Annotated in this window: 29 protein-coding genes; 28 read left to right on the forward strand and 1 reads right to left on the reverse strand. The window is 36.2% G+C overall.

The genetic code is table 11. The annotated features are described in order from the left end of the window. Nucleotides 1-3 precede the first annotated feature (3 nt). Nucleotides 4-225 (forward strand): hypothetical protein, encoded by a 222-nt coding sequence (locus G7051_RS17450; protein ID WP_166202341.1) that lies wholly within the window; start codon nucleotides 4-6, stop codon nucleotides 223-225. A gap of 17 nt (nucleotides 226-242) precedes the next feature. Here the strand turns inward: G7051_RS17450 and G7051_RS17455 are convergent, their stop codons facing one another. Beyond that, entirely contained in the window at nucleotides 243-431 is a 189-nt protein-coding gene (locus tag G7051_RS17455) for a hypothetical protein (RefSeq protein WP_166202343.1), read from the reverse strand. A gap of 45 nt (nucleotides 432-476) precedes the next feature. On the opposite strand from G7051_RS17455, the gene G7051_RS17460 reads away from it, so the two are divergent. From G7051_RS17460 to G7051_RS17590, 27 genes are all read left to right on the forward strand, one after another. Continuing rightward, nucleotides 477-677 (forward strand): hypothetical protein, encoded by a 201-nt coding sequence (locus G7051_RS17460; protein ID WP_166202345.1) that lies wholly within the window; start codon nucleotides 477-479, stop codon nucleotides 675-677. 52 nt (nucleotides 678-729) lie between these two features. Further along, entirely contained in the window at nucleotides 730-1,284 is a 555-nt protein-coding gene (locus G7051_RS17465) for a KilA-N domain-containing protein (protein WP_166202347.1), read from the forward strand. A 39-nt stretch (nucleotides 1,285-1,323) separates the two neighbouring features. Continuing rightward, entirely contained in the window at nucleotides 1,324-1,596 is a 273-nt protein-coding gene (locus tag G7051_RS17470; RefSeq protein WP_166202349.1) for a hypothetical protein, read from the forward strand. Next, entirely contained in the window at nucleotides 1,593-2,072 is a 480-nt protein-coding gene (locus G7051_RS17475; RefSeq protein WP_166202351.1) for a hypothetical protein, read from the forward strand. Before G7051_RS17470 ends, G7051_RS17475 begins: the two co-directional genes overlap by 4 nt. Nucleotides 2,073-2,849: 777 nt before the next feature. Next, entirely contained in the window at nucleotides 2,850-3,350 is a 501-nt protein-coding gene (locus G7051_RS17480; protein ID WP_255493278.1) for a hypothetical protein, read from the forward strand. A 92-nt stretch (nucleotides 3,351-3,442) separates the two neighbouring features. Continuing rightward, on the forward strand, nucleotides 3,443-3,811 hold the full coding sequence (locus tag G7051_RS17485) for a hypothetical protein (protein WP_166202353.1): 369 nt from the start codon (nucleotides 3,443-3,445) through the stop codon (nucleotides 3,809-3,811). 54 nt (nucleotides 3,812-3,865) lie between these two features. Beyond that, nucleotides 3,866-4,759 carry a S49 family peptidase gene (locus G7051_RS17490; RefSeq protein ID WP_166202355.1) on the forward strand — a complete coding sequence of 298 codons (894 nt, stop codon included), beginning with the start codon at nucleotides 3,866-3,868 and terminating at the stop codon, nucleotides 4,757-4,759. Between the two features lie 4 nt (nucleotides 4,760-4,763). After that, nucleotides 4,764-6,722, forward strand: a complete 1,959-nt coding sequence (locus G7051_RS17495) for a hypothetical protein (RefSeq protein WP_166202357.1) — start codon at nucleotides 4,764-4,766, stop codon at nucleotides 6,720-6,722. 74 nt (nucleotides 6,723-6,796) lie between these two features. Further along, a complete protein-coding gene (locus G7051_RS17500) occupies nucleotides 6,797-7,600 on the forward strand; it encodes a hypothetical protein (protein WP_166202359.1) in 804 nt (267 codons plus the stop codon). Between the two features lie 58 nt (nucleotides 7,601-7,658). Then, nucleotides 7,659-8,384: a hypothetical protein gene (locus tag G7051_RS17505; RefSeq protein ID WP_166202361.1), complete on the forward strand. Its 726-nt coding sequence runs from the start codon at nucleotides 7,659-7,661 to the stop codon at nucleotides 8,382-8,384. A gap of 77 nt (nucleotides 8,385-8,461) precedes the next feature. After that, nucleotides 8,462-8,836 carry a hypothetical protein gene (locus G7051_RS17510; protein ID WP_166202363.1) on the forward strand — a complete coding sequence of 125 codons (375 nt, stop codon included), beginning with the start codon at nucleotides 8,462-8,464 and terminating at the stop codon, nucleotides 8,834-8,836. A gap of 80 nt (nucleotides 8,837-8,916) precedes the next feature. Further along, nucleotides 8,917-9,159, forward strand: coding sequence for a hypothetical protein (locus G7051_RS17515; protein ID WP_166202365.1), 243 nt, complete (start codon nucleotides 8,917-8,919; stop codon nucleotides 9,157-9,159). Nucleotides 9,160-9,577: 418 nt separating this feature from the next. After that, nucleotides 9,578-10,993 (forward strand): DNA modification methylase, encoded by a 1,416-nt coding sequence (locus tag G7051_RS17520; RefSeq protein ID WP_166202367.1) that lies wholly within the window; start codon nucleotides 9,578-9,580, stop codon nucleotides 10,991-10,993. Next, on the forward strand, nucleotides 10,980-11,282 hold the full coding sequence (locus tag G7051_RS17525; protein ID WP_166202369.1) for a hypothetical protein: 303 nt from the start codon (nucleotides 10,980-10,982) through the stop codon (nucleotides 11,280-11,282). The genes G7051_RS17520 and G7051_RS17525 overlap by 14 nt, the downstream gene beginning before the upstream one ends. Nucleotides 11,283-11,293: 11 nt before the next feature. Next, nucleotides 11,294-11,926, forward strand: coding sequence for a hypothetical protein (locus G7051_RS17530; RefSeq protein WP_166202371.1), 633 nt, complete (start codon nucleotides 11,294-11,296; stop codon nucleotides 11,924-11,926). Further along, nucleotides 11,913-13,661, forward strand: coding sequence for a hypothetical protein (locus G7051_RS17535; RefSeq protein WP_166202373.1), 1,749 nt, complete (start codon nucleotides 11,913-11,915; stop codon nucleotides 13,659-13,661). Before G7051_RS17530 ends, G7051_RS17535 begins: the two co-directional genes overlap by 14 nt. Nucleotides 13,662-13,748: 87 nt before the next feature. Then, the gene (locus G7051_RS17540) at nucleotides 13,749-13,934 is read left to right on the forward strand and encodes a type II toxin-antitoxin system HicA family toxin (protein WP_166202375.1); all 186 of its coding nucleotides are present in this window, start codon (nucleotides 13,749-13,751) and stop codon (nucleotides 13,932-13,934) included. Between the two features lie 43 nt (nucleotides 13,935-13,977). Continuing rightward, nucleotides 13,978-14,382, forward strand: coding sequence for a type II toxin-antitoxin system HicB family antitoxin (locus tag G7051_RS17545; protein ID WP_166202377.1), 405 nt, complete (start codon nucleotides 13,978-13,980; stop codon nucleotides 14,380-14,382). 311 nt (nucleotides 14,383-14,693) lie between these two features. Beyond that, nucleotides 14,694-16,184: an MAC/perforin domain-containing protein gene (locus G7051_RS17550; protein ID WP_166202379.1), complete on the forward strand. Its 1,491-nt coding sequence runs from the start codon at nucleotides 14,694-14,696 to the stop codon at nucleotides 16,182-16,184. 297 nt (nucleotides 16,185-16,481) lie between these two features. After that, nucleotides 16,482-17,993, forward strand: coding sequence for an MAC/perforin domain-containing protein (locus G7051_RS17555; RefSeq protein WP_166202382.1), 1,512 nt, complete (start codon nucleotides 16,482-16,484; stop codon nucleotides 17,991-17,993). A 134-nt stretch (nucleotides 17,994-18,127) separates the two neighbouring features. Continuing rightward, nucleotides 18,128-18,334: a hypothetical protein gene (locus tag G7051_RS17560; protein WP_166202384.1), complete on the forward strand. Its 207-nt coding sequence runs from the start codon at nucleotides 18,128-18,130 to the stop codon at nucleotides 18,332-18,334. A gap of 52 nt (nucleotides 18,335-18,386) precedes the next feature. Further along, nucleotides 18,387-18,707 carry a hypothetical protein gene (locus tag G7051_RS17565; RefSeq protein ID WP_166202386.1) on the forward strand — a complete coding sequence of 107 codons (321 nt, stop codon included), beginning with the start codon at nucleotides 18,387-18,389 and terminating at the stop codon, nucleotides 18,705-18,707. Beyond that, complete coding sequence (locus G7051_RS17570) at nucleotides 18,704-20,248, forward strand: hypothetical protein (RefSeq protein WP_166202388.1); 1,545 nt, start codon at nucleotides 18,704-18,706, stop codon at nucleotides 20,246-20,248. Before G7051_RS17565 ends, G7051_RS17570 begins: the two co-directional genes overlap by 4 nt. A gap of 38 nt (nucleotides 20,249-20,286) precedes the next feature. Next, the gene (locus G7051_RS17575) at nucleotides 20,287-21,192 is read left to right on the forward strand and encodes a hypothetical protein (RefSeq protein WP_166202390.1); all 906 of its coding nucleotides are present in this window, start codon (nucleotides 20,287-20,289) and stop codon (nucleotides 21,190-21,192) included. Then, nucleotides 21,189-22,199, forward strand: coding sequence for a hypothetical protein (locus G7051_RS17580; RefSeq protein ID WP_166202392.1), 1,011 nt, complete (start codon nucleotides 21,189-21,191; stop codon nucleotides 22,197-22,199). The genes G7051_RS17575 and G7051_RS17580 overlap by 4 nt, the downstream gene beginning before the upstream one ends. Beyond that, nucleotides 22,196-22,756, forward strand: a complete 561-nt coding sequence (locus tag G7051_RS17585) for a hypothetical protein (protein ID WP_166202394.1) — start codon at nucleotides 22,196-22,198, stop codon at nucleotides 22,754-22,756. Before G7051_RS17580 ends, G7051_RS17585 begins: the two co-directional genes overlap by 4 nt. Then, on the forward strand, nucleotides 22,753-23,148 hold the full coding sequence (locus G7051_RS17590) for a SufE family protein (RefSeq protein WP_166202396.1): 396 nt from the start codon (nucleotides 22,753-22,755) through the stop codon (nucleotides 23,146-23,148). Before G7051_RS17585 ends, G7051_RS17590 begins: the two co-directional genes overlap by 4 nt. Nucleotides 23,149-23,170: the final 22 nt, after the last annotated feature.

Raw genomic sequence — 23,170 nt, forward strand, 5'->3', positions numbered from 1 at the left:
ATTATGAGCAAAGTAACAATTGAAATTACCGAAAGTGGATGGAAAACAACCGTAAACATTGAAGGTGAAATTTATTTCCTTGAAATGATGAAGAATGCAAATGGAGCTAAAGAAGTTGGCAGATCGGTCAACTGGCATATTCTGTCTGACCACGATTATTATTTTCATAATGATACTCCTTCAGACATAATGGAAACACTCGGAGAAATTGAAAATGATAAGTAAATCTAGGATGAACCCAATCAATCTTCATCTTTAAGCTTATACCCTAGAAACACTAAACCAAACCCTATAATTCCAGAGCCAATAGAAACAGGATAATCCTTGATCCTCTCTGGATGCTTGACTATACGGCGGGGCCACGTAATGGCTGAGAGTAATACAAGCAAGAATGCGATTCCTAAAATAAAATCACCTAAATATTTTTTCATTATTTAATAAAAAAAGTGTTTACAAATATATTAAATTTTAATAAGATGAATCAGACAGACCAAAAGAAAGTAATTGATGCCAGCTTTACTATTCTGCGTAAACAGGACCTCCCGACAATTATTATTAAAGCCAAAACAATTGAACATCCGGATAGTTGGCGTACTATCGGAAAATTCGACACTAAAGCAGCTCGAGACAGAGAGTTTAATAAGCTATTAAAGAATAGTAAATACATAGAAGATTAACAGAAACTAACCACACCGCAAATTTACGGACTGAATAAAAACAAAAGAAAACATGGAATTATTACCAACAAATGCCAGGCCAAAAGAAAGCCTGTTTCGAGCTAATGATGATGGGCTATTCAATGCTTCATCATTGGCCAAAGAATATGGGAAAGATGTATACGGCTATACCCGTACTCAGAAAGTCAAAGATATGGTAAAGGATATCAGCCTAGAATATGGACTGGATCCGGCTCAAGAATTTACCGATAAGGGAAATATTGTTCGGGTGATCTCCGGGGGGACTGCTCCCGGAACCTGGATGCACCTCGATGTATTTATTAAGTTTTTAGGTTGGCTGAATCCTAAGCTCGAGAGAGACTTTATAAAAGGTGTAATTGAAACAAACAAAACAGCAAGTATCGATCCCCATCAGGAGCAACTAGCCAAAGTTGAAGCTGAAATAACTACCCTAAAAAAGAAGCTCTCCAGGAATCCATTCTATAAAGATCTAATCCGGAAAGAGAAGGAAGCAAAACAGATCCGTAAAGAGATAGAAAAAGGCCAAAAGAACATAAGGACCAATCTGATCGAGACCTCAAAAAATAATCAAAAGTTACTCAAATAACCAAACCGCAAAATTACGTAATGAAATAATGTATTAATTATGGCAAAGAAACATTTCGAAACCCCAAGATACTACAAGCGTAATTCGAGCTCAGTACTATATATTGCTTTGTGGCCCGATGGAACATCTACCAGTATCTATAATAATGAATCTAAGATCTCAATTTCGAGACGTGATGAACCGCAAACGACAGCATTCTTGAAGTTTTATGGTGAACAATTATCTCCTGTTCCCGAATCGGAATTTGTAGATCTATTTCATAAAACAATTGCATCACTTCAGGACGATATATATAAACATGCTGAATCATGATAGGACCAACCAGAATAAAAGTTGCTAACGAGTACAGGATGGCTTATCGTATCGGATTAAGAATGTATGTTTTTCCTCCGGATCCTCCGGTGGGTGACTTTAAAGCTCTCCATAATTGGGAACCTGAAAAGTTATCTCTTTACAGATCCTTAAAACTCATTCTCGAATTAAAAGGTATTATAAAAACAAAGACGAAAATGGACGAAATAGAAGAATTACTACACAAAGCAAGGCAGCTGGCCACCGAGAAAGGATATCCCTTCTTCTGCTCATGTACTGACCTTAAGACAGGACGAGCCTGCATATCGATAGGCCACAAAGATAAGGATGGTATTCTAAAAATGCTAACGGCGGCCTGTGTACAGGAACCCGAAGTTAATGCTATCATACGAGGAACATTCGTTGCTACAGTAGCACGTATAGCTAAAAATGAAATGATAGCAAATCAAGCCCAAAAAAGTGGAAAAGCAAACTAACCCATTGTATCATACTATCTGTTCATAGCTCTTTTGCGCATCAAGAAGCACAACACTTCATATCAATACTACCAATGCGGAAAAGTTCATTTATCAAACCCGGCGAAGCCGTATAAACGAATAAAAAAGAAGCGATGTTTGTTTTAGAACATCGCCTTTTTTATGCCTTAATTAATAAACCGTCGAACTCGACAAAGCTTCTACATATATCTCTTTTACATACACATCACACAAGGGTATAACAAAGGCAATATAACCGCTAAGGTAAGCACTTTAACTAAATAAGCAAAGGTATTAACAATAATTAAAACCCGTCTATTTAAACGCCTTTCCGGGGCTTTCCTCTTTTTCTCCTCCCCTCTTTAATCTCCTATAAATTTTCGTAACTCTGTAACCAATATTTGAAAAAAAAGAAAAGTATTAATACTATAAGAAGTTACATAGTTACAAAAGGTTACAAAGTTAAGTTACAAAAGGTTACAAAGATTATATACTATGTAACCAGCCTATGGGGTTACAGCCGGTTACAAACTGGTTTCCTCTGAGTAGACTTAATGACACAAACTTTGTAAACTACTTAATATGCACATTTTCAACTTTATGTATTGTAAATCGTATAAGGTTACAGAAAAACAAAAATTTCCAGTAGATATTGTTTTGCCGGAGAATTACTTTGGTGAGCATTTATTGTGTACAATATGTATTTTACAACTATTTAACATAGTAATTACAAGCGGAAGCACGGTTGAAATATTCACCATATTTTTGTACCTTTATATGAATGATTTATTATATATAAGTATGGTTAAAACTAATATTGAAATAAAAGGACATCTGGCCGAATACTTGAATGGTAAATATTTCAACCAGGAGGAAGATTGTGTATGTCTTCCTGATAGCCTAGACTTATACCATGCCATTTGGGATTTTATGATAAAAAGGCCAAAAGATTGCCAAGTTGATCCTCCTGGTAATGTCTCTTTAGGTCTTCCGGATCGTAGAGTGGGTAAAGATCCGGCTACGTATAATTATCTGGGGGAACGAAGCGTCTCATTTATCGAGAAACGAGTCGAGACTATGTTCTTTGCAGAGCTTCGATCTGAATTGGATATAAATAAGCAACAATATGGAATCAACTACCTGGATACAGTTTATTGGTTTATCAATAAATATAAAATTGAATCAATAACAGCTGATGCACTAATAAAAGATTTTTATCGATGGCGTGAGGTTATTAGACGAAGAAAAGTCAGACGGAATTACAATAAAAAAGCATAAATATTTGTCCGACCAAGTGCATCGTTCTGTCCTTTTTTAGTGGTAAAATGGTGGTAAAATAGTGAAGTATCTAATTTACAAATTATTACTATATGAATTCAATTATTTGCCAAAGGCTTAAAGTCGTCCATCGGGATGATATTGAGAAAATGTATCCGGGAACTATAAATTTGAAAAATGGAAAATCATTTATGAATATTCCATTAGAAGAAAGTGCAACCTATCAGAGTTCCTCCAGGAATGAAAGTGGTGGTATGGTAATAACTGAGACAGTAACAGCTACAACCAAGTATGATGAAAAACTTTTTTTAATTCGTTTTCCTCTTCAATACTATGTTTTGATGCTTTACACAGATAAAGGATCTTTTATTGTTGGTTCAACAGAGTATCCTGCAGAGTTGACACATTCTAATGATAAAATCTTTGTAAATCTTACTTTTAAAGCCGTTTCTCCGGCATAACAAGTCCTTTATAACACACTTGTATACCTTTAACATTGCACAAAATAACGTGCAATGTTTGAAAATCTAATCACAGAAATTACTTCTTCTCCCTTATTGTTGAGACAGTCAGCGATCCAAAACGTCGAACTGTTCTGCCTCAAGATGATTAAGGGAGAAAAAATAGAACTGCAGCAATCTCCACAATTAAAATATGCAGGTCTTATCGCTCCGGGTGGTGACTATCCGGATAATCCCTATGACAGCTTTGAAGAAAATTCGATAGCGGTGATTCCCATCATCGGTACAATGTATAAATATGGATATCAAAGTTGGTTTGGATACGTACCAGGTATTGATGATGTCGCAAATATGATTCGTTATGCTAACGGATCTAATCAAATAATCGGAACTATTCTCCTTATAAATACACCCGGAGGAACTACCCAGTCAGTTATACAGATTGAAGATGCACTACGAACCCGAACTAAACCTTCAGTTGCTTTCATCGATGGACAATGCTGTTCCGGTGGAATTTATGCTGCATCTTTTTGCGACCGAATCGTAGCAGCTAATAGAATGTGTGAAATCGGAAGCATTGGTACACAAATGACCATGCTCGATTTTTCAGAATATTACTCAAGTATGGGCATTAAAAAGATTACAGTGAGGCCACCCGAATCTTCCTTCAAAAATACTGAATACGAACAGGCATTAGCCGGTGATGACAAAAGGCTTATATCTGAAAGTCTTACTCCCTTTGCCCAACATTTCCAAAATATACTAAAAGACAACCGTCCCAATCTCGATCTGTCCGTTGAAGGTATTCTTGAAGGAAAAATATTCTATGCTTTCGATGCCGTTCAAAACGGATTGATTGATAACATAACAAATTTTGATGGAGCTGTACAGCTTCTTCAGTCACTTCATACAGAAAAACAATCCTTTTATTCATACTTAAAAAAATAATTCAATGTTAAAAAAATGGCAAAAAAGACTTAAGACTCTGATAAATAAGTTCGGATTTCAAAAGAAGCTTGAAACCGGAGAGTTAACTGCTGACGAGCAAAAGCAACTGTTTGCAGAATATGAGAAAGAGTACGGTGTAACCTTCGAGGCCGATAGAGAAGCCAATGAAGACGATCCAGAACCGGACAAAAACATCTTATCAGAGAGTGACCAGAAAGAACTGGCCAATATGTTTGGAGAAGCTGCACCCAAAACTGTACCCGATCTAAAAGAGAAGGTAATTGAACAGAAAGCTAAAATCGAAACGTTGGAAAAAGATCCCGAACCGGATACTCCGGTAACTGTAGTAAGAGCTGATCCTACAGGTGTACAGATACTATCCAGAACTTTAGGACATACTTCGCATACTGCAGAACATCTTTTCGGTATTGCTAACCCTTTGATGGCTCGTGGTAATTGGTTTAACGAACTTACTGTTACGAAGAAAGGCATAGTCTCATCAATCAGTAAAAAACAAAGAAATGAGTTTAAAGATGCCTTTGAATCTTTCTCCAGTCAACTAAAAGCCAGGGCACAAGAATTGGAAGACGGTAATATGTTAAGTTTACTCGACTTTAACAAGCTCATTGCCGGCACTGGGGCTATAGATTATACCCATCTATATGATCAAGCCGGTGAATTCATCGTTCGCCGTACTGATCTTATACTTGCTTTCCTGAGAACTTTACCTACAGTGGATCATATCTTCCCGATGAGATCCAACATTCAAAATAAAGAAATAGCACCGGGTGCTAACTTCGGAGAGTTATCTCAAGGATATCGTAAAGGCAAAATATTTAAAGGTCAGGTAAACTTCACAGCTGAAATCTACAGTGTTGTTGATGTGATGTTCAAGTTTTTGTTTTATGACTTGATACTCCTTGAAAAACAATACATCGGATATCTTAACAAAGAAGGGTCTAATGTAATCAAGTGGACTTTTATTGAGTGGATTATGGTACACTTTGGTACGATTTTGCGTAACGAGCAAAACAAAAGGCGTATCGTTGGAGTAAGGACACCACAACAAAAAGTAGTTGCTAACCCTGCTATGTTTGCTGCAAATGGTGGTTTGAGAGCAATACAGTTGGTTGAAGATGGATTAAAAGTCTATCCTAACAAAAACTACCGGACTTATAACGATTCTACTATTGTAGATTATTTTGAGAATTTCTGGGATTTTCACACTCAATTGTTACCTTCAATCGAAGGGTACGAGATGAATGCCAATCTAAAACATCGCCCTTTATACATACGTAACTTCCGTGAAAAATATGGTAGAGATACTGATTTTGGAGGTGTAACAGCCGGTATGATCAACGATGTTGATGCCAATATCAAGTGGGTTCCAAATATGCCCATTAATAACTACAAAGTGTGGATCACTACGCCCGGTAACGTGGAAAATCATGAAGACAAACCCTTCGAAATGCTCGACTTCTATTTTGAACGTGATTGGGAGGAGATGGGAGTTATGTCACGTTGGAAGGAAGGATCCGGACTTCAACAAGCAGGAATTCAATATAAAACTTTGGAAGAACTGATTGCTACCGAATATGAAAATCAGTGGATCTTCACCAACTTCCCAGCAACCACTTTAGATGCTGACGAAACAACTGTAGATGCAAGGCTTAATTCGTTATTCGAAACAGGAGCAAATACAACTGCTACCAATATATCCAATATCATAAAATTCAAAGGCGATGTGGTTATTCGGATTGTTTGTGGAAGCCTCGAAAATGCTACAACTGTAAAAAAAGAAGGAAAGTTCAAAATCAAAGAAGATTTTGTTCCAACTGCCATAGATGATTTTATTGAGCTGTACCCTGAATGGGAAGATTACGAAGAAGAAATAGAAGGTGAAATGGTGACACTGTCTCGTCCTTCCGGTAATTTCCTTGAACTCTCACGTCGTGTTTCTTAGTATTTAGTTTTCAAATATAACCGGAGTTACAGCTCCGGTTATATTCATTACCAACAAATTTAAAAAGTAAAATTATGCAATTGAATAATTTAAAGAAGCAAGATAGAAGCTCAAAACTAGGAGCATTGAAGTATAGGATGTATGTGGCAAAGATGCAGTCTGTAGCAGTGGAAGATTACCCCAAACCTATGGGTGTGAGAATAATGTCAAATGTTCTTTTACCCGGTGAAGTTTTTAAATTTATAGATAGCAAGGTCAATACAATCAAACCTAATGTTGCTCCGGGTGAATCTCCTTTTAATGGAGTTATAACCTTATCACCTACAATAGAGGGTATTTCTGAAGAAACTCTTGCCTGGGCATATGATAATGTCGGAGAAGACTTTGTTGTTGTTTACGAAAGATGTTCGGATGGAAAAAGATTTATTGCCGGAGATCCATGTTCAGGAGGTTTAAAATTTGCTTATACAGCAATTGGAGACTTAGATGGAGGTATATCCGGTATTGCTTCAACCTTTACAGGGGGAGAATGTCCTAATCCAATTTATTTTTACGAAGGACCACTACCTTTGGCTGAAGCCGATATTATAGCTGCTGATGCTGCTACATTCGCTTTAACTGATAATTTCCAATATCAGCTATCCGCAAATACATTAACAACTATATTGAGTAATATCACCAATGTAACAGATTCTGATACAGGCCGTATTATTGAGATAATAGGAGCAGGAAACACCAATTCAACTAAAATCATTCCTTCTGATAGTTTTATATTGAACCGGGGACTTGACTTTGTTGCCACAGCAGGTAGCCGGATCAGCTTCATTATAACTAAAACAGGCTCAGGGTATGCTTTCTTCGAAATATTCAGAGCTTAAAATATAATACTAATCATATAGAGCCACTTCGGTGGCTTTTATTTAATATAGCCATAATATGAGTAAATTAACGTTTCCACAAAAAAACAACTTTGTCGTTAAACATAGTGACGCAAAGTTTTTCGATAAGGATCTCGAGCTATTTAAAAAAGAGTGTCCAGGTCATAAGTTAAACAATCAGCTCACTAGAGTTTCAGATTACAATAAATCGAAACTCGTAGGACAAATGCTATCTATACTTTTAGATAAGGTCACTCCAGAGGAAATACTTGCAAACAGAGAAAAAGAGATTATTGTACAACCCGAACGAAAAACGATCGAAGAAACAAAAGATTTTCTATTAAATACAATAGGTGTTGATGAAGATGATCTCGAAGCGATGGGTGATGCCTATATCGAATTTTTATCCTTTAAATCGGACGATGAACTCATCGATTTATTTGCAAAGATATTGTCTTCAAGAATAACAGAGAAACAAGATCCTGTCGTCGTTGAAGGAACTACCAAGGGAGAACAAACCAATCAGGAGAAAGCTCCGGATCCTGTTATCGTTGAAGAAACTACCAAGGCAGAACAAACCAACCAGGAGAAAGCTCAGGATCCTGTCGTCGTTGAAGAAACTACCAAGGCAGAACAAACCAACCAGGAGAAAGCTCAGGATCCTGTCGTCGTTGAAGGAACTCCCAAGTCAGAACAAACCAATCAGGAGAAAGCTCAGGATCCTGTCGTCGTTGAAGGAACTGATAAAAAAAAAGAAGCAAAAGCGAAGAATTCCCCAAAATAGATTGGAATAACAATTCTGATCCCCATATCCAATTGTGCATTCTCTTGTATGACGATCGTGTAAAAACTTACCATCGTATGCAAGAGATTGACGTTTTATTAGACAACCATCCTGACATGGCCGAAGAAATGGTTCGCAATGCTATACGAAATCAACAGGCACATAGCGAGCTGCAGAGCTACAATGATAAAAAGCAATTCGAGTATATACATCCGATAGCAATACAAATAAATTATTCCCAATCACAAAATAACAACCTCAAAGAGCTACTCGCTTCTAATCCGGATGCTTTTCTAAATGAAATAACCAATACAATTCAAAATATCAGACGCATTAAGAGCGATCTAAACAAGAAAAAGTATAAAGACAGAGATCAACACCTTTCATGGCAAGATAATTTAATGAGAGCCGAATTAAAGCTTCAAATTATGAAAAAACTAATAAGTGAATAAAACTCATTATAGGTTTATTTTTTTTATAAAATATTAAAAATGGCATTATAATATATTATATTAGCATTTTAATAAAAAAAATGAAGAAAGTATATATATTGATTTTGCAAAAGCCTTTAGTGATTAAGACCTACACCTCTTTAGTTGCCCTGATAGAAGACAACACAAATATTGATCTCGGAGCTAGCCGATCCAAATTAGTAAAGTTTGATTTTGGCAAATTCAACTATGTAAATAACAGAGTAATTATATCCTACAAAACGGCTCTTAGTTCCGGTGATGTTCGCCGCAAAAAACTCGAAGAAAAAAACGAATCGGAATAAATATATATTCAAAATATCAGAACTTTTTAAGCCTTTATTTTAAAGGCTTATTTTTTGTATAAAACATTCCTTTTATCTCATAAACCACTCGATTTTCAGTATTTGATATTCAAAACATATTTATACATCTGATAATCAGCAATAAGATGTTTTTTTCAATTTTTAAAAAAAATATGTGTGTCGTTTAAGCTCGTGCCGCTGAGTCTAAGGCTCGTAATACAAATAGACCTTACTTTCATGATATATGATCAAGACATTATATATCAATGCTTTGCACCCAGTATATTTGAGAGGAAAATATCTATAATTTGGACGCTCATAAATCATCCGATGCTGATCAGAAACTGTTCGATTGATCTGTCCTTTATTGTTCGACACTCCTAGAATAGCTTTGTTTCGAATCAATTATTGAGACAATATGAGCCAACTATATTGGAAGACTGAGCAACGAATAGTACGTGATCTTATACCTTCAGACTACAACCCCAGGGTAAGAGATGATGATGGTCAAAGAGTACTCGAGGAAAGCATGAGTGAATTCAACCTGGTAGATACACCAGTGATCAACCTTGACAACACTCTTATAGCCGGTCATCGTAGATTAGAATACTACATTGAACGTGGACAACTAGACCTTGAGATAGATGTACGTGTACCAAGCCGGATGCTTACTGAAGACGAGCTTAAAAGATATATGCTCTTATCAAATACTCATGCCGGCAAATGGGACCTGCCTAAACTAGAACAACACTTCGGAGATATCTACAAGGATATCATCATGGACCTACCATCTTTAGATGCTGCTCTCCCTTCAGCTGAACAGGTAACACAAAAGAAAGATTCAGAGCGTATAATCATTGAAGATGAATTCAACGATTTGCCTCCAAAGAATCCGATCACACAATTAGATGACCTATACGAGTTAGGACCACATAAGGTTATATGTGCTGACAGTACCGATGTGAATGCTATCGGTCGCTTGATGGCAGGACTGTTCGCTCATATGATATTCACCGATCCTCCATATAATCTGGCTCCGGCACAATTCTCCGGATTTGGGAAGAATGAGTCGCAAACATTTGTAATGGGAGCCGGTGAGATGACAACACTACAATTTACAGAGTTCCTCAAGAAAGTATTTCTGAATCACATACGATACTCGAATAAGGGTTCTATTCATTTTGTATGTATGGACTGGAAGCATGTTCTAGAAATAGCGACAGCTGGGCAAGTATATACTGAGTTCAAAAACATGATAGTATGGAATAAGAACAATGGTGGTATGGGAACTTTCTACCGTTCTAAACATGAGCTTGTATTCCAATACCAGAATAATGAGGATATCCCTGAAGAATTATTAAATGCGAGAATTGATACGATCGAACAACATGGATACGAATCAGGTCATGAATTGGTATTTGTTTTTAAAAGTGGTCGTGAACGCAATGTAAACAATTTCATGCTAGGCCAGACAGGAAGATACCGAACCAATGTGTGGGATTATCCGGGAGCCAGCTCTTTTAATAAGTCTGCAGACGTAAGTACCAAAGATCATCCAACTCCCAAACCCATCAAGCTTGTTGCCGATGCAATGATGGACTGTAGCTTGATCGGACACATTATACTAGATACATTCTCCGGATCCGGTACTACTATCATAGCAGCTGATCAAACTGAAAGAATAGCCTATGTTGTCGATCTTTCTCCCGGCTATTGTGACTTGAATGTTCGCCGATATATCCGCTATTGTCGTAATGCAGGAAAGCCAATTGTAGTAAAGAAAAACGGAATACTACTAACTAAAGAAGAACTAAAAGCTTATGAAATACGATAATGGATTCATCGAAAAAGTCAAAGCCTTTGGCATTCTCAAATACCCTGCACATGAAATAATCTTTCTAGTAGAGCCTGAAGATCCAAAACAGTTTACTCAGGACTTTAATAATCCGGATCATGAAATCTATAAAGCATATCATCAGGGAAAAGCATCCGGACAATATGCAATGGATAAGGCTCTATTTGATCAGGGTAAAAGCAGCAATATGGATGCCAATGAAAAATTGAATGCTCGACAGCGAACACAAAGAATAGATACAGAGATCTATAAAAATTTCAACTTATAAATCATCAAACTATGTTAGAAAATCTACAACGTTTACCTGTAGAAATCGTAGAACGCTTTCTTGAAGTTCGAGATGCTAAAAAGGTCGGGATATCCCCGGCCTTAGCTGATTATATTCTAGAATTGAATGAAGCTTCGAACTTACATAGAAAATATCGTTCAGTAAGTGAGTGTGCCAATAAACTACGAATAACATATCCACACCTATCGATCCCAACTTGTAAAAGTAGGATTTATGACGCTATAAACTTTTTTAATTCAGACTGCAGTGTTACCTCCCCGGCATGGAACAATTACTTCGCAGATCAAATGATGAAACTAGCTGATATATGCTTGGTGGCTCACGATTTTGGACAGGTGGACCGATGTTGGACAAAAGCACGTAACTGGCGTATTGAAGCATCGGCAAATGTGATTGATCCTAAACTTATCTCCTTCAAGCCTCAGATTGTATCTGCAGATATCACTCTTAAACGTATGGGAGTAAGTTCACCTAAAGGAATTCTAAAAGCCTGGGAAGAAGCTCAGACTATTATTAAATCTCGGGATATTTCGCAGTCGGAAAAAGACCGGTTACTGGATGAAGTAGCTAATGAATTGAATATAGAAACAGTAGATTATAAAGACGTAAATGAAGATTCGTAAATATAGTAAAGAACTGTTCCTTCAGGTATACCTGTCGATAGTTCAAATTATTGTAAAGTTACTGGATCCAACCTTCTTGTTCGGTGAAGTTGGTCGTGGATCCGGTAAGACTACTCACATGCTTGCACCTCGTATCGATAGAGTCCAAAACGATATGCCCGGATCTTTACTTGTTTTAGGAGCTTCAACTTATAAAAGTATTATTGATAATATTCTTCCTGGTATTCTGGAGTATTTTCTTGAGAACTATAAAAGAGGTGCATATTTTGAATTTGGGAAAAAGCCTCCGGAACACTTTGGCGTACCCACTTCGAGAAATCCCAATTGGAGTAGAACTCTAATAGAAACTATTACTGATTGGAAACATACAGTTTCATTCGTCAATGGTACTGTTATTAAATTTGTTTCATGTGACCGCCCTGAGTCGATGTTAGGACTTAATGCCGCTCACTTATTTATTGATGAAATGATCCGGATCCCGGAGAAGAAATTCCTGGAGCGTATTATCCCGGCACTTCGTGCCGACCGGTCTAAGTTCGGACATTCTCATTATTTTATGGGTATTACCGGATTCTCATCAACACCTAACTTTGAAACAGACGAAGACTGGTGGACTAAATTTGAGAGCGATATGAATGTGCCATTGATGAAGAATATAATGGAAATTGCTTATGAAGTAGATCTAAGGTTAACCGATTTGTTAGTTGCACAGGCTGAAGTAGATACTGTAAATGAACAAAAACTACAGCGTTTTCTTGACAGATGGACTCCAAGACTTAACGAAGCCAGACGTGGACAAACGTTATATCTGCGAGCGTCATCATTCTCCAACATTAAGATACTGGGTGTGGAGTATATTAAAAATCAGATTAAATCGATAAAGGATCCTGATAAACTAAATACCTCAATCCTGTCAGTCCGTAAATATAAGGTGAAAGATATGTTTTTCGGAAAATTCGGAAAACAACATCTCTTTGATGATGGTTATGTATACAATGATATTGATAAACAATCTGTTGATTCGAAGATCGAATTTACTAGTAAAAACCTAAAATATTGTAATCCAAATCAACCGTTGTTCGGAGGATACGATCCCGGACCATTCTCCAGTGTGGTATTTGGCCAGGAAATAAAATCAAAAAAAGAATTCCGAATTATAAAACAGCTCTGGGCTATTCATCCGAACCAGCACGAAGAACTTGCTGATATGATTGACTCCTATTTTAAAAATCATAAGCGAAAGGAGCTATTCTTGTATTATGACCGGGCTGCAAATCAAAAAGAACCTGACTACCGAAAATACTATCCTTTATCCGGAACTTTAAATGATACGGATGCCAACTTATTAGCCATAAGTTTGCGAAAGAAGAAATGGACTGTCCACCTTCTGAGCAAAGGGCAAGAAACTATTTTTTATAGCCAACACTATAGATTACTGAATATTCTTTTCGGAACAAATGAAGGTAATCGTCCTGATATTCTGATAGACCGGAATGAGTGTGAGCCATTAGTAAGTTCCATTAACCATTCACCCTTAAAGAAAACAGAAGGGAAAATAGAGCTGGATAAGAGCAGTGAAAAAGAATTAGACTATGAGGATCAACCTTATTTTTCTACTCAATTGTCGTCGGCTCTGTTGTATTTACTTTGGGGTAAATTCAATTATCTGCTTCCGGCTTCAGATCGTCGACGACCCAAACCTCAAGGTGCAGGAACTTATACTGCAAAAAAATAGATATTTATAACATAATTGTTATACGAATATTTGTACAATTATAACAAAAACGTTATATTTGCATTGTAAACAAATGTTCTTTGAATTATGAAAGTATCTGAACTAAGACGTAGAATCGAGTCAATCGGTTGCTACATCACCAGGAACGGATCGAATCATGACATCTACTACAGTCCGATAACTTCTTTGAAGTTTCCGGTAAGTAGGCACATGAGTCAGGAAGTTCCAATCGGTACTCAAAGAAGCATCGAAAAGAGCGCAGGTCTTAAATAAGACCTGCCATTTGTTTGCAATTTTAATCTATATAGAAAAGATTATGAAACTGAATGCTATTATTGAAAAAGGAAAAGATGGTTACGGAATCTACGTGACTAACTTAAAAGATCATGGACTGAACGGCATGGGTGATTCAGTGGAAGCTGCTAAAGCGGATATGATGGAAGCTCTGTCATTATTACTAAGTATGTATACGGATGAAGGAAAACCAATACCTAAAGAACTGGATAATCCACAATTTGATTATAAATATGATATTCCTTCATTCTTTGAAGACTTTGATTACTTAATAGTTTCGAAGATTGCAAAAAGAGCCGGAATTAATGAATCACTGCTTCGTCAATACAAAACAAAGAAAGCATTTGCATCTGAAGATCAGACTAAAAAAGTAGAAAAAGCTATTCATGACTTAGGTAAAGAAATGATGGCTGTTGAATTTAAATGATTTTTTATCTCTTTGAGTGATCAAAGAACATTGTTTACACCAAGCATCGGGCAGATTGTCCGATGCTTTTTTATTGGTTGAAAAGACTGAGCAAAGGTTGTTCGATTTATTTATTTTCACAGACTGTTTTCCTTAACAACACTTTATATTCAACGGGTAATTATAAATATCTACTTCCAACCTCAGATAATTGACAATAAAAAACCTCTTCGCATAAAAAATTTAACACATTCATATATTTTTATTATATTTTTATTATATGATATTTCACTACCTTAACTTAAATTTACATTTTTAAAAACATGAAAAACATGAAAAAAAACTATTTATTTTTAATTTTTATTCTGGGATTATTCTCGTGTTCAGAAGACAGATTGTTAAATAACCAAGATGATTCTGAAGTTAGTAATTTAACCTTAAGAACCGCAGGTGATGGCATTTATGATGTACTTGGCTATGGGTATGATATCACAGACGAATACATGGGAGAGACTGCTGTCAAAAGACAAGTTGTCAATATTAAAGCTTTTTTAGATGCTGGAAATATGTACAAGTTTGACAACCCATTAGTTGCGATAATTACAGACAACACTTATCTGGGTGAAAATGCGACAGCAATGACTAAGGATATTATGAAGAAGACTAATTTCAATGGTTCTGTTGCTGCATTTCCTGATGATAGTAGAGCGAAAGATAGTGAAACTGCCTTCTTTTCGGGATCAGTAACAAAAAACTCAACTTCAAATTATTCTTATTCTTCAAAATTTTCCTTCGCAAGAGCTGATTTATTAAAAAAACACAGACATTTATTCGTAGATTCGTCTCCCCTAGATCTATCTAAATACTTGCATCAGCAGTTTACTGAAGATTTAAAGTCTTTAACTGCTGATCAGATAGTGATAAAATATGGGACACATGTAATGACAGATATTACAATTGGAGGATTCTACAAAGCTGTTTATAATTCTTCAATAATAGAAGAAACGTCGTCTTCGACTAAAAGTAAAACAGTAGAGGCTGGTCTAAAAGTAAATTTAGGTGTAGTTGGATTAAGTTTGGGAGGATCAACAACAACAACAGAAACTACAACATTAAATCAAAAAAATGTAAATTGGTCTTGTAATATTATAACTGTGGGAGGTACAAATAATGGTCATACAATAACTCTTAGCCCAGGGAATGCTTCTTCTATCACACTTAATAAGACTGAATGGGCAAAATCAGTAGATGATAAAAATTCGAAATTAGTAGAACTAAATTGGAATGCTACTTACCCGATATACCATTTCATTACTGATCCTACTAAAAAAGCACAAATTAAAGATGCAGTTCAGAGATATATCGCAAGTAAAAAATTGAAAGTTGTTGAAGTTAAACCAATGCATCAATTAAAAAGCAGGAAAACTGGTGATACTTGGTATGTGTTTACTAAAGCTGAAGTTGATTATGCAGTCAGCAAATGGAATGAGCAATATGGTGGTATTGTAGGTTATGTCTTAGCAAATCCTGATCCTAATACCAAACCAATGTATCAATTAAAAAGTAGGAATACTGGTGATACCTGGTATGTGTATACAAAAGCAGAAGCTGATTATGCAGTCAGCAAATGGAATGATATATATGGAGGCATTATAGCTTACGTCTTAGTAAATTCAGAACCTAATACCAGTCCAATGCATCGACTAAGGAGTAGGAATACTGGTGATACCTGGTACGCATTTACAAAAGCAGAGGTTGATTATGCTATAAGCAAATGGAATGAACAATATGGTGGCATAGATGGATATATTTATAACCCATAAAATTAATTAGAATACAAAACAAGAAAAGCATTTGCATCTGAAGATCAGACTAAAAAAGTGGAAAAAGCTATTCATGACTTAGGTAAAGAAATGATAGCTGTTGAATTTAAATGATTTTTATCTCTTTGAGTAATCAAAGAACATTGTTTACACCAAGCATCGGACTCCTTGTCCGATGCTTTTTTTATTAGAGGTGTCAATATTTAACATTATTAGAATTATATGAGGTTTTTATTATAAACAACCACTCTAAATTAACATACATTTGCAATAATATTAACCACAAATAAAACTTTTATGAAACTGAAACATTTATTTTTATTTTGTTTATTAGGACTTTTTTCATGTTCTAACGAATCTCTGCTACTTGATCAAGAAGTAGAAGCTAAACTTTCATCATTAAGATCTGGAGGAGATGGCATTTATGATGTACTTGGTTATGGCTACGATTGTACTCAATCTGATTTTATTGGGACATTACATGCACGGCTACCAGTAATTGATACTAAAGCCTTTCTTGAAGGAGATAAACAAAATATTATTTATACAGATTTATTGCCAAACCAGATTAATGAAAAAAAAAGGTGGGGAAATAATTTTTCAGACTACCAAAATGATTTAACAAAAAATTTGGATGTAACTATTGGTCCTATAGGCGAAGCATCTAAAATATTACCACTATTTACTGGAAGTTTAAAAATTGATATTGAAAGTAACAAAAAGATTACAGCAAATCACTGCTATTATGAAATGGTGGCAAAAAAAGCAACTCGTAAAATTCAATTTTCACAAACAAATCCTACATATTTAAAAAAATATCTATCAAGTACGTTTACCTATGATGTTAATACAAAAAGTGGAATGGAATTGGTTAGAAAATACGGAACTCATGTTCTTACTGACATTTTATTAGGAGGATCTAGTCGCATGCTATTCTATGGAAAATTATCGTCATCAACGAATAGCGATTCCTTCAAAAGCGAAACAGATATTACATACAAAGCTGTCAAATTAAATGGAGGAACATTTAATAAAGTAACAACAGTGAACACGCATAAAGATATGGAAATATTAGTTTGGGTTATTGGTGGGGACAAAGCTCTAGATGCTGACAAGCTTTCTTTTGACCCTTTTACCGGAGCTATTGATAATCTTTCTTTTAGTTATACCGAATGGCTAAATAGTGTAACAACATCAACAGAACAGATTATAGGAATTGGAAACCCTAATACTAAAATTTACCCTCTAAGTGAATTTATTTTTGATAATCCTCAAAAGAAAAAAGAAGTCGAAAATGCCTTAATTGCTTATGCTGAAGAAAAGAAAGTTGTAGAATCAACAAAAACTTCATTTGATTATGAGTCAAAAACGTTGATGAATCAGGATGGTCTCGCTCTGTATCATGGAGACGGAAACTTTGATGGGATGAGTGTTAAAGGTAAAATACTAATGGGAGGTGTAAGCTACAAATGGACTTTTTATCCGGAAGGGAAATATTATAGAATTAAGGGAAATAATGGATATTTAACTCGAACCCCGCAAACTGATCCATTCTTAGGTGTAGACAATATATCTTTACAAAATTACTCAGGTTCATCCAATCAACTATGGGAAATTGAAAACACTACAGACTATGGCTTTACAACAGGGCCATATCGTATAAAAGAACCTATGACAAATTTAGTCCTAACAAAAAGGTATTATGGTTTAAAAGTCCCTAAGCCAATAAATAAAACCTTTAATATCCCATCTACTTTTATGGATTTATGGAACCCAAATGATACAAAAAAAACATGGTGGTTTTTTTAACTTATAAAAAAAATCAGTAAAAACTTAATTCGAAAGAATTATTTTATTGGTTGAAAAGACTGAGCAGTGATTGTTCGGTCTTTTTTATTTTAGTATATTGCTCTGATATTATTAATTAAATCCTCATAACAAGTATGGCTAAATTTATTGAAGTTAAGGTAGATAGAGAAAAATTATTCATAATTAATGTAGATGCGATTCAAACTATAGAAAGAGTTGAAGGAAATACGGAGCAATGCCTAATCCGTTTTTTGTCTGGAAATATAGAAGGTATCACAATTAATGAGAGTTATTCAACAATTAAGAAATGGCTGGAGCCTGATTCTCGTATTGTAGATTGAACATACTTTCTTTGTCCTTTAGAAGCTCACTCCGGTGGGCTTTTTTTGTATCATGGAATATGAGAAAACAATTACCGGTCCGGAAGCTATAGAGCGTATGCGTAGACTCAAGCTGTCACCTAAAGCTACATTCGGTATTAAATTCATCACATGCGATCTTAATCGTCCCGAAAAATCGGGGTTTGTAGATATTTATCTGGAATGCCGTTTGCGTCCGGCTCGCAGTAGTGAAGGCCTTCAGGTAGACAGCGATCATTATTTGTACTTTTCCGATGTACCCAGTGACGAACCTCGTCAATGTTTCAAATGGTTGATCCGAGCGGTTTGTTTTCCTCCACACAATACATGGTATGAAGTAAAATGGTTCTCATGAGTAATAGAAGAAAAATAAAAGGGGGTAAAGACTGCCGGACAAAAGTCGAAGTTATAAATGGTAACAGAGGCTATGCCAGTAATCCCGATGTCGGAGTTGTAACCTTCGAAATACAAGGAATAGGTGATCGTGAAAATATAAGTTTTGCCCAGTCCCGGAATATTTATTCCAGGTATATCAGCGACCGGATGACACTCAACCTATCCGGATTTACCGTACCTCTCTGGGGGGAAGGCCACAACCTATATCCTCAAGAAGTATATGCAGGGATTAGCGAAAATAAATTGTTGCCAACAGTTATAAATAAGCTAGTTAAGTTTATCTTCGGTAAAGGGCCTCGATTGTATAAAGAAACGGTAGTTGGTGAAGGTGCTGACCAAAAACGTGTTCGGATCCCATACGAAGATAAAGCAATACAAGACTGGCTCGATAGTTGGGAAGAAAGAGGATATCCTCATTGTTGGGAGTACCTGAAGAATATAATAAACGATTTTTACCATGTAAAAACCTGCGTATCTAAATATCACTTTACACGATCGAGGCGTACCGGTGGTTTGATTCCGATTGAGGCTCTTACTTATGTAGGATCTGATGAAGCTCGTCTTGCTGCTACTAATATAAAGCACAATCAGCGTATTAAAAACGAAGACTGCAAATACGTGATTGTCGGTGACTGGATGAACATATCTGGAACAGACTATGATGTCTACAATCGCTTTTCACCGAAAGAACCGTTCAAGTTTCCTTCTGCAATAGCATTCAATTCAGACAAAACATTTACTAAGTGGACCTATGCCTTTAATGATTGGTTTGCCGGATTGCAAGAATACCTGAAGGCCTGTAAACTGGCTCCCATGTACCGGAACAGTTATCTTAAAAATGCTCTAAATAATCATGTACACGCTATTATCCCCGGAACCTGGTATGAACATCACAAAGAAATATTACAAAGTATTTGTGAGAGTAATATTCAGGGAGATGAAGATACTCCTATTCAAAGCCAATACCGTGGTGTTAAGCTAGTTGATGACGATGGAAAGCCTTTCCGCTTCATCGAAGGAATGATGGACGAGCTGATCAGTGCCGAGCTTCGTAAAATTACCGAAGTAATGACGGGTGAAGGAAAAAACCAGGGCAAATTATACGCTACACTCAAATGGGGTGAAGAAGGTTGGGAGTTTAAAGACTTTCCCGGAAAGTTCAAAGAGTTTTTTGATGCTGTAGATAAATATGACGAAAGCTCAATAAAGAGTATTCTAATGAGCTTAGGTATATCAGCCTCTATAACCAATGTCGATAACTCCGGACTTACCAGCAAGTCGGGAAACGAAGTGTGGTATAATTACCTGATGTATGTGATGACCTTAACACTTGACGAGTACTTTATTCTCAAGGAACTCAACCGGGCCATACATATCAATTTTCCTCATGCAAAAAAAGAAGGTATTATAGTCGGATTTTGGATTGATATTCCTTCTAAGTTACAAGAGACAACACCCGGAGAACGTGCTGCAGGTGTGGCTACGGCCGATCCAAATTAGGACTCAAGCTTTTAGTAATAACATTATAATTAACTGAGATGAAACTACCATTCGAAAAAGCCACATTCGCCAGAGAGATGAAACCCCGTATATCGGGTGTAAATATCACTCTTGAATACGACAATATAGAAAGTTCGCTTTGTAAGGTTGCTGTTACTTGTGCCGGAATTTTGTCACAAAAATTGTATGATAAAATATGTGGCGGTAATGCATCTTCAGATCAGGACCTGCAGGATAAAGCAAAAGACTATCTACAGAGAGCCATGCTTCACTTCGGAATTTATGAACATCTGATCTTCCTGATTACTCGCATAGGAAATGATGGTGTGACCGTAAAAAAGAATGAAGACGAAACAACAATCTACAAGTATCAGGAAGATGCTCTCAATAATAATCTGATCACTACCGGTTGGTTTTGGATGAATCAGTTGCTTAGGCTTCTGAATGACAATAAAGCCAAATTTGAGGACTGGAAAGGAAATGAAGAAATGTCTGAGATTCCTATTGACGTGACCGATTTTCAACGTTGGGTGGGTGTATCGGACGAATACTTTATAATTGTGGCCCGATGGCTTATCCGTGAAGTTTGGGAAGAATGTATTCTCTCCAGAGAGAAAGTTCCGGAGAAAAATAAATTTAATACCAGGGCCCTATGTTATGATGTAATGGCACGTGCATGCACTCGTTTAGCTTATATGAGTCTTCCCGAACCTATACGAAGGGATATCAGTAACGAGATGGGTAAAAATCATAATGCAAAAGCCGACGATTATATCAGGGAGCGTGTTGCAAAAACATTCGAAGCCAAAGCTATTACTTATTGGACAGCCTGGGATCTGGAATTAAAAAAGCAGGATGTGAAAGCAGGAAAAACAACAATGTCAAACCGTCCGGTGATTGGCGAACGTAATATTACTGATCGTGATAAATTCTATTTCGGATGAAAACAATACCATTAAATAAAGGAACACTCGAGCTACCGGTTAGTTGGGAAGATCTTACCTTCAAACAAAGATTATTTGCCTTCGGTAAATTAAAATCACTTATTGAAAGGCAACTAGATCCGCAAGTATTCAGGATCGAAATGCTGAAAGAAGTAACAGGATACTGTCCCGGATCAGGTAAACTCTTATTTGTATTGAAGTACTTACTATATAAGTTCAGTTATCTGTTTGTGGCTCTTTGGTATTATATTAAATTGGGTAAAATTCGGTTTTCCGCCTATTTTAAAGTCTGGATCCACTACCATAAACCCACAAGTCCGGATAAAGATATACTTATTTTTAATCTGTACAGATTGTCAGAACATATTGATTTTGCCTTTAAAATAGAACGACATAAATTGCTGTTTAATCGTGTATTTATTAAGAATCCTATACCCTATATAAAGCTCCAAGGGAAAAAGTATACCGGTCGTAAATTTGTTCGTGATATTGCTCCTTTTACGAATATAACACCTAAAGAGTTTTCCGACTGCTTTGACCTTTATTCGGGTTATATAAATGATCCGGCTCCTGTCAGCAAAGAAAAATGTATGAACCGTATTATCTCTATTCTCTATCCAGGTACTAATGAATATAAAGAAAACTTAGTTAGTGAGCATGCAGATCGTATTACTTCACTTGATCCGGCTCTTAAATTCGGTATTATCTATTGGTTTTCCGGAATAATAGAATTTTATATGTCTCATCCATCCTATTCCGTACTGTTCAGTTCTTCCGGATCCGACGATGAAGACAGCGAAAAAATAACTCTGGGGATGAATGGAGTAGTACTTATGACTGCTAAGAACGGCTACAACTTATATGATAAGGATCTGAATGATTTTTTTGATGCCCAGCTGCAGATACTTAAAGATAATCTAAGCGAAGCTGTTGCAAAAGGAGCAACAGTAGAAGATCTTGCCCAAAATACAAAACTGAGTATAAACGACATAAATAATTTACTATGAATCAGATGGATATTATAATTACCCTATTTAAGTACTTCTCCAAGTTTGTAAGTAAAGATATACTCCAAGCTATGCTTGTTAATCCCGAAGGATCCCAAGATCCCGGTTATGCTGAAATTGAAGCGGATATTCTCAATCAACCGGATGATTATGTAATTGACGATATAGATATGTTTGTGTATTCGACTAATGAGAAGTTTGTATCGGACCGATTGAGAAATGTAGAGAAAATATCTTTGTTTGTCGAATATGGTGCATTTTCCTATGATCCGACCAAACCTCTAGGAGTCAGTCAGAAATTGGCTGTTGCAGTAGCATTCCCTTACTCGATGGCTAACAATGATAACTTGAATGAAGCGCTGTTGATGAACCGTATGTATAATGTTCTATGCACAATTTTAGATCAGATGGAAGCTGATCAGACTGATCTTGAATTTTGTGGTACTCGGGAGCTGATCAGTTTTCCAGCCGAAATTGTACCCATTCAGCCAATATTATTTTATGACCGATCCGGTTGGATGGCTATTTTCGATCACTCAGTAACCAATATGCAATGACACTACAGGATAAACAAAATGAATTTATAGATATGTTCAATTCGTTAGGATCCTGGCAAGAACGATTTCAATATCTTATCGACTCCGGATCCGAACTACCGGAGATGCCCGAACATATAAAAGTGCCGGCTACACGCATTACTTCCTGCAGTAGCAAAACATTCTTTTATCCTTCATTCCATGAAGGTGTTCTCGATATCCAAGGATGGAGTAATTCGGCCATACCTTCTGGACTTATAGCAATTATAAAAGAGATATTCGCAGGATCCACCCAGCAGGAACTACTTACTATAGAAATCAATTTTCATACTGAAACTAAACTGTTGGAAAACCTTACCGGACTGCGTGCTGCCGGATTGTTAGAAATGATAGAAAGATTCTCTCGTGTGTAATTTTCTTATATTCTTTGTCCTT

It is taken from the genome of Dysgonomonas sp. HDW5B (assembly GCF_011299335.1).
Lineage (GTDB): Bacteria > Bacteroidota > Bacteroidia > Bacteroidales > Dysgonomonadaceae > Dysgonomonas_A.

Coding starts and splice junctions, on each gene's coding strand:
- G7051_RS17450 (WP_166202341.1), top strand. CDS start 4: ATGAGCAAAGTAACAATTGAAATTACCGAAAGTGGATGGAAAACAACC.
- G7051_RS17455 (WP_166202343.1), bottom strand. CDS start 431: ATGAAAAAATATTTAGGTGATTTTATTTTAGGAATCGCATTCTTGCTT.
- G7051_RS17460 (WP_166202345.1), top strand. CDS start 477: ATGAATCAGACAGACCAAAAGAAAGTAATTGATGCCAGCTTTACTATT.
- G7051_RS17465 (WP_166202347.1), top strand. CDS start 730: ATGGAATTATTACCAACAAATGCCAGGCCAAAAGAAAGCCTGTTTCGA.
- G7051_RS17470 (WP_166202349.1), top strand. CDS start 1,324: ATGGCAAAGAAACATTTCGAAACCCCAAGATACTACAAGCGTAATTCG.
- G7051_RS17475 (WP_166202351.1), top strand. CDS start 1,593: ATGATAGGACCAACCAGAATAAAAGTTGCTAACGAGTACAGGATGGCT.
- G7051_RS17480 (WP_255493278.1), top strand. CDS start 2,850: ATGAATGATTTATTATATATAAGTATGGTTAAAACTAATATTGAAATA.
- G7051_RS17485 (WP_166202353.1), top strand. CDS start 3,443: ATGAATTCAATTATTTGCCAAAGGCTTAAAGTCGTCCATCGGGATGAT.
- G7051_RS17490 (WP_166202355.1), top strand. CDS start 3,866: ATGTTTGAAAATCTAATCACAGAAATTACTTCTTCTCCCTTATTGTTG.
- G7051_RS17495 (WP_166202357.1), top strand. CDS start 4,764: ATGTTAAAAAAATGGCAAAAAAGACTTAAGACTCTGATAAATAAGTTC.
- G7051_RS17500 (WP_166202359.1), top strand. CDS start 6,797: ATGCAATTGAATAATTTAAAGAAGCAAGATAGAAGCTCAAAACTAGGA.
- G7051_RS17505 (WP_166202361.1), top strand. CDS start 7,659: ATGAGTAAATTAACGTTTCCACAAAAAAACAACTTTGTCGTTAAACAT.
- G7051_RS17510 (WP_166202363.1), top strand. CDS start 8,462: ATGCAAGAGATTGACGTTTTATTAGACAACCATCCTGACATGGCCGAA.
- G7051_RS17515 (WP_166202365.1), top strand. CDS start 8,917: ATGAAGAAAGTATATATATTGATTTTGCAAAAGCCTTTAGTGATTAAG.
- G7051_RS17520 (WP_166202367.1), top strand. CDS start 9,578: ATGAGCCAACTATATTGGAAGACTGAGCAACGAATAGTACGTGATCTT.
- G7051_RS17525 (WP_166202369.1), top strand. CDS start 10,980: ATGAAATACGATAATGGATTCATCGAAAAAGTCAAAGCCTTTGGCATT.
- G7051_RS17530 (WP_166202371.1), top strand. CDS start 11,294: ATGTTAGAAAATCTACAACGTTTACCTGTAGAAATCGTAGAACGCTTT.
- G7051_RS17535 (WP_166202373.1), top strand. CDS start 11,913: ATGAAGATTCGTAAATATAGTAAAGAACTGTTCCTTCAGGTATACCTG.
- G7051_RS17540 (WP_166202375.1), top strand. CDS start 13,749: ATGAAAGTATCTGAACTAAGACGTAGAATCGAGTCAATCGGTTGCTAC.
- G7051_RS17545 (WP_166202377.1), top strand. CDS start 13,978: ATGAAACTGAATGCTATTATTGAAAAAGGAAAAGATGGTTACGGAATC.
- G7051_RS17550 (WP_166202379.1), top strand. CDS start 14,694: ATGAAAAAAAACTATTTATTTTTAATTTTTATTCTGGGATTATTCTCG.
- G7051_RS17555 (WP_166202382.1), top strand. CDS start 16,482: ATGAAACTGAAACATTTATTTTTATTTTGTTTATTAGGACTTTTTTCA.
- G7051_RS17560 (WP_166202384.1), top strand. CDS start 18,128: ATGGCTAAATTTATTGAAGTTAAGGTAGATAGAGAAAAATTATTCATA.
- G7051_RS17565 (WP_166202386.1), top strand. CDS start 18,387: ATGGAATATGAGAAAACAATTACCGGTCCGGAAGCTATAGAGCGTATG.
- G7051_RS17570 (WP_166202388.1), top strand. CDS start 18,704: ATGAGTAATAGAAGAAAAATAAAAGGGGGTAAAGACTGCCGGACAAAA.
- G7051_RS17575 (WP_166202390.1), top strand. CDS start 20,287: ATGAAACTACCATTCGAAAAAGCCACATTCGCCAGAGAGATGAAACCC.
- G7051_RS17580 (WP_166202392.1), top strand. CDS start 21,189: ATGAAAACAATACCATTAAATAAAGGAACACTCGAGCTACCGGTTAGT.
- G7051_RS17585 (WP_166202394.1), top strand. CDS start 22,196: ATGAATCAGATGGATATTATAATTACCCTATTTAAGTACTTCTCCAAG.
- G7051_RS17590 (WP_166202396.1), top strand. CDS start 22,753: ATGACACTACAGGATAAACAAAATGAATTTATAGATATGTTCAATTCG.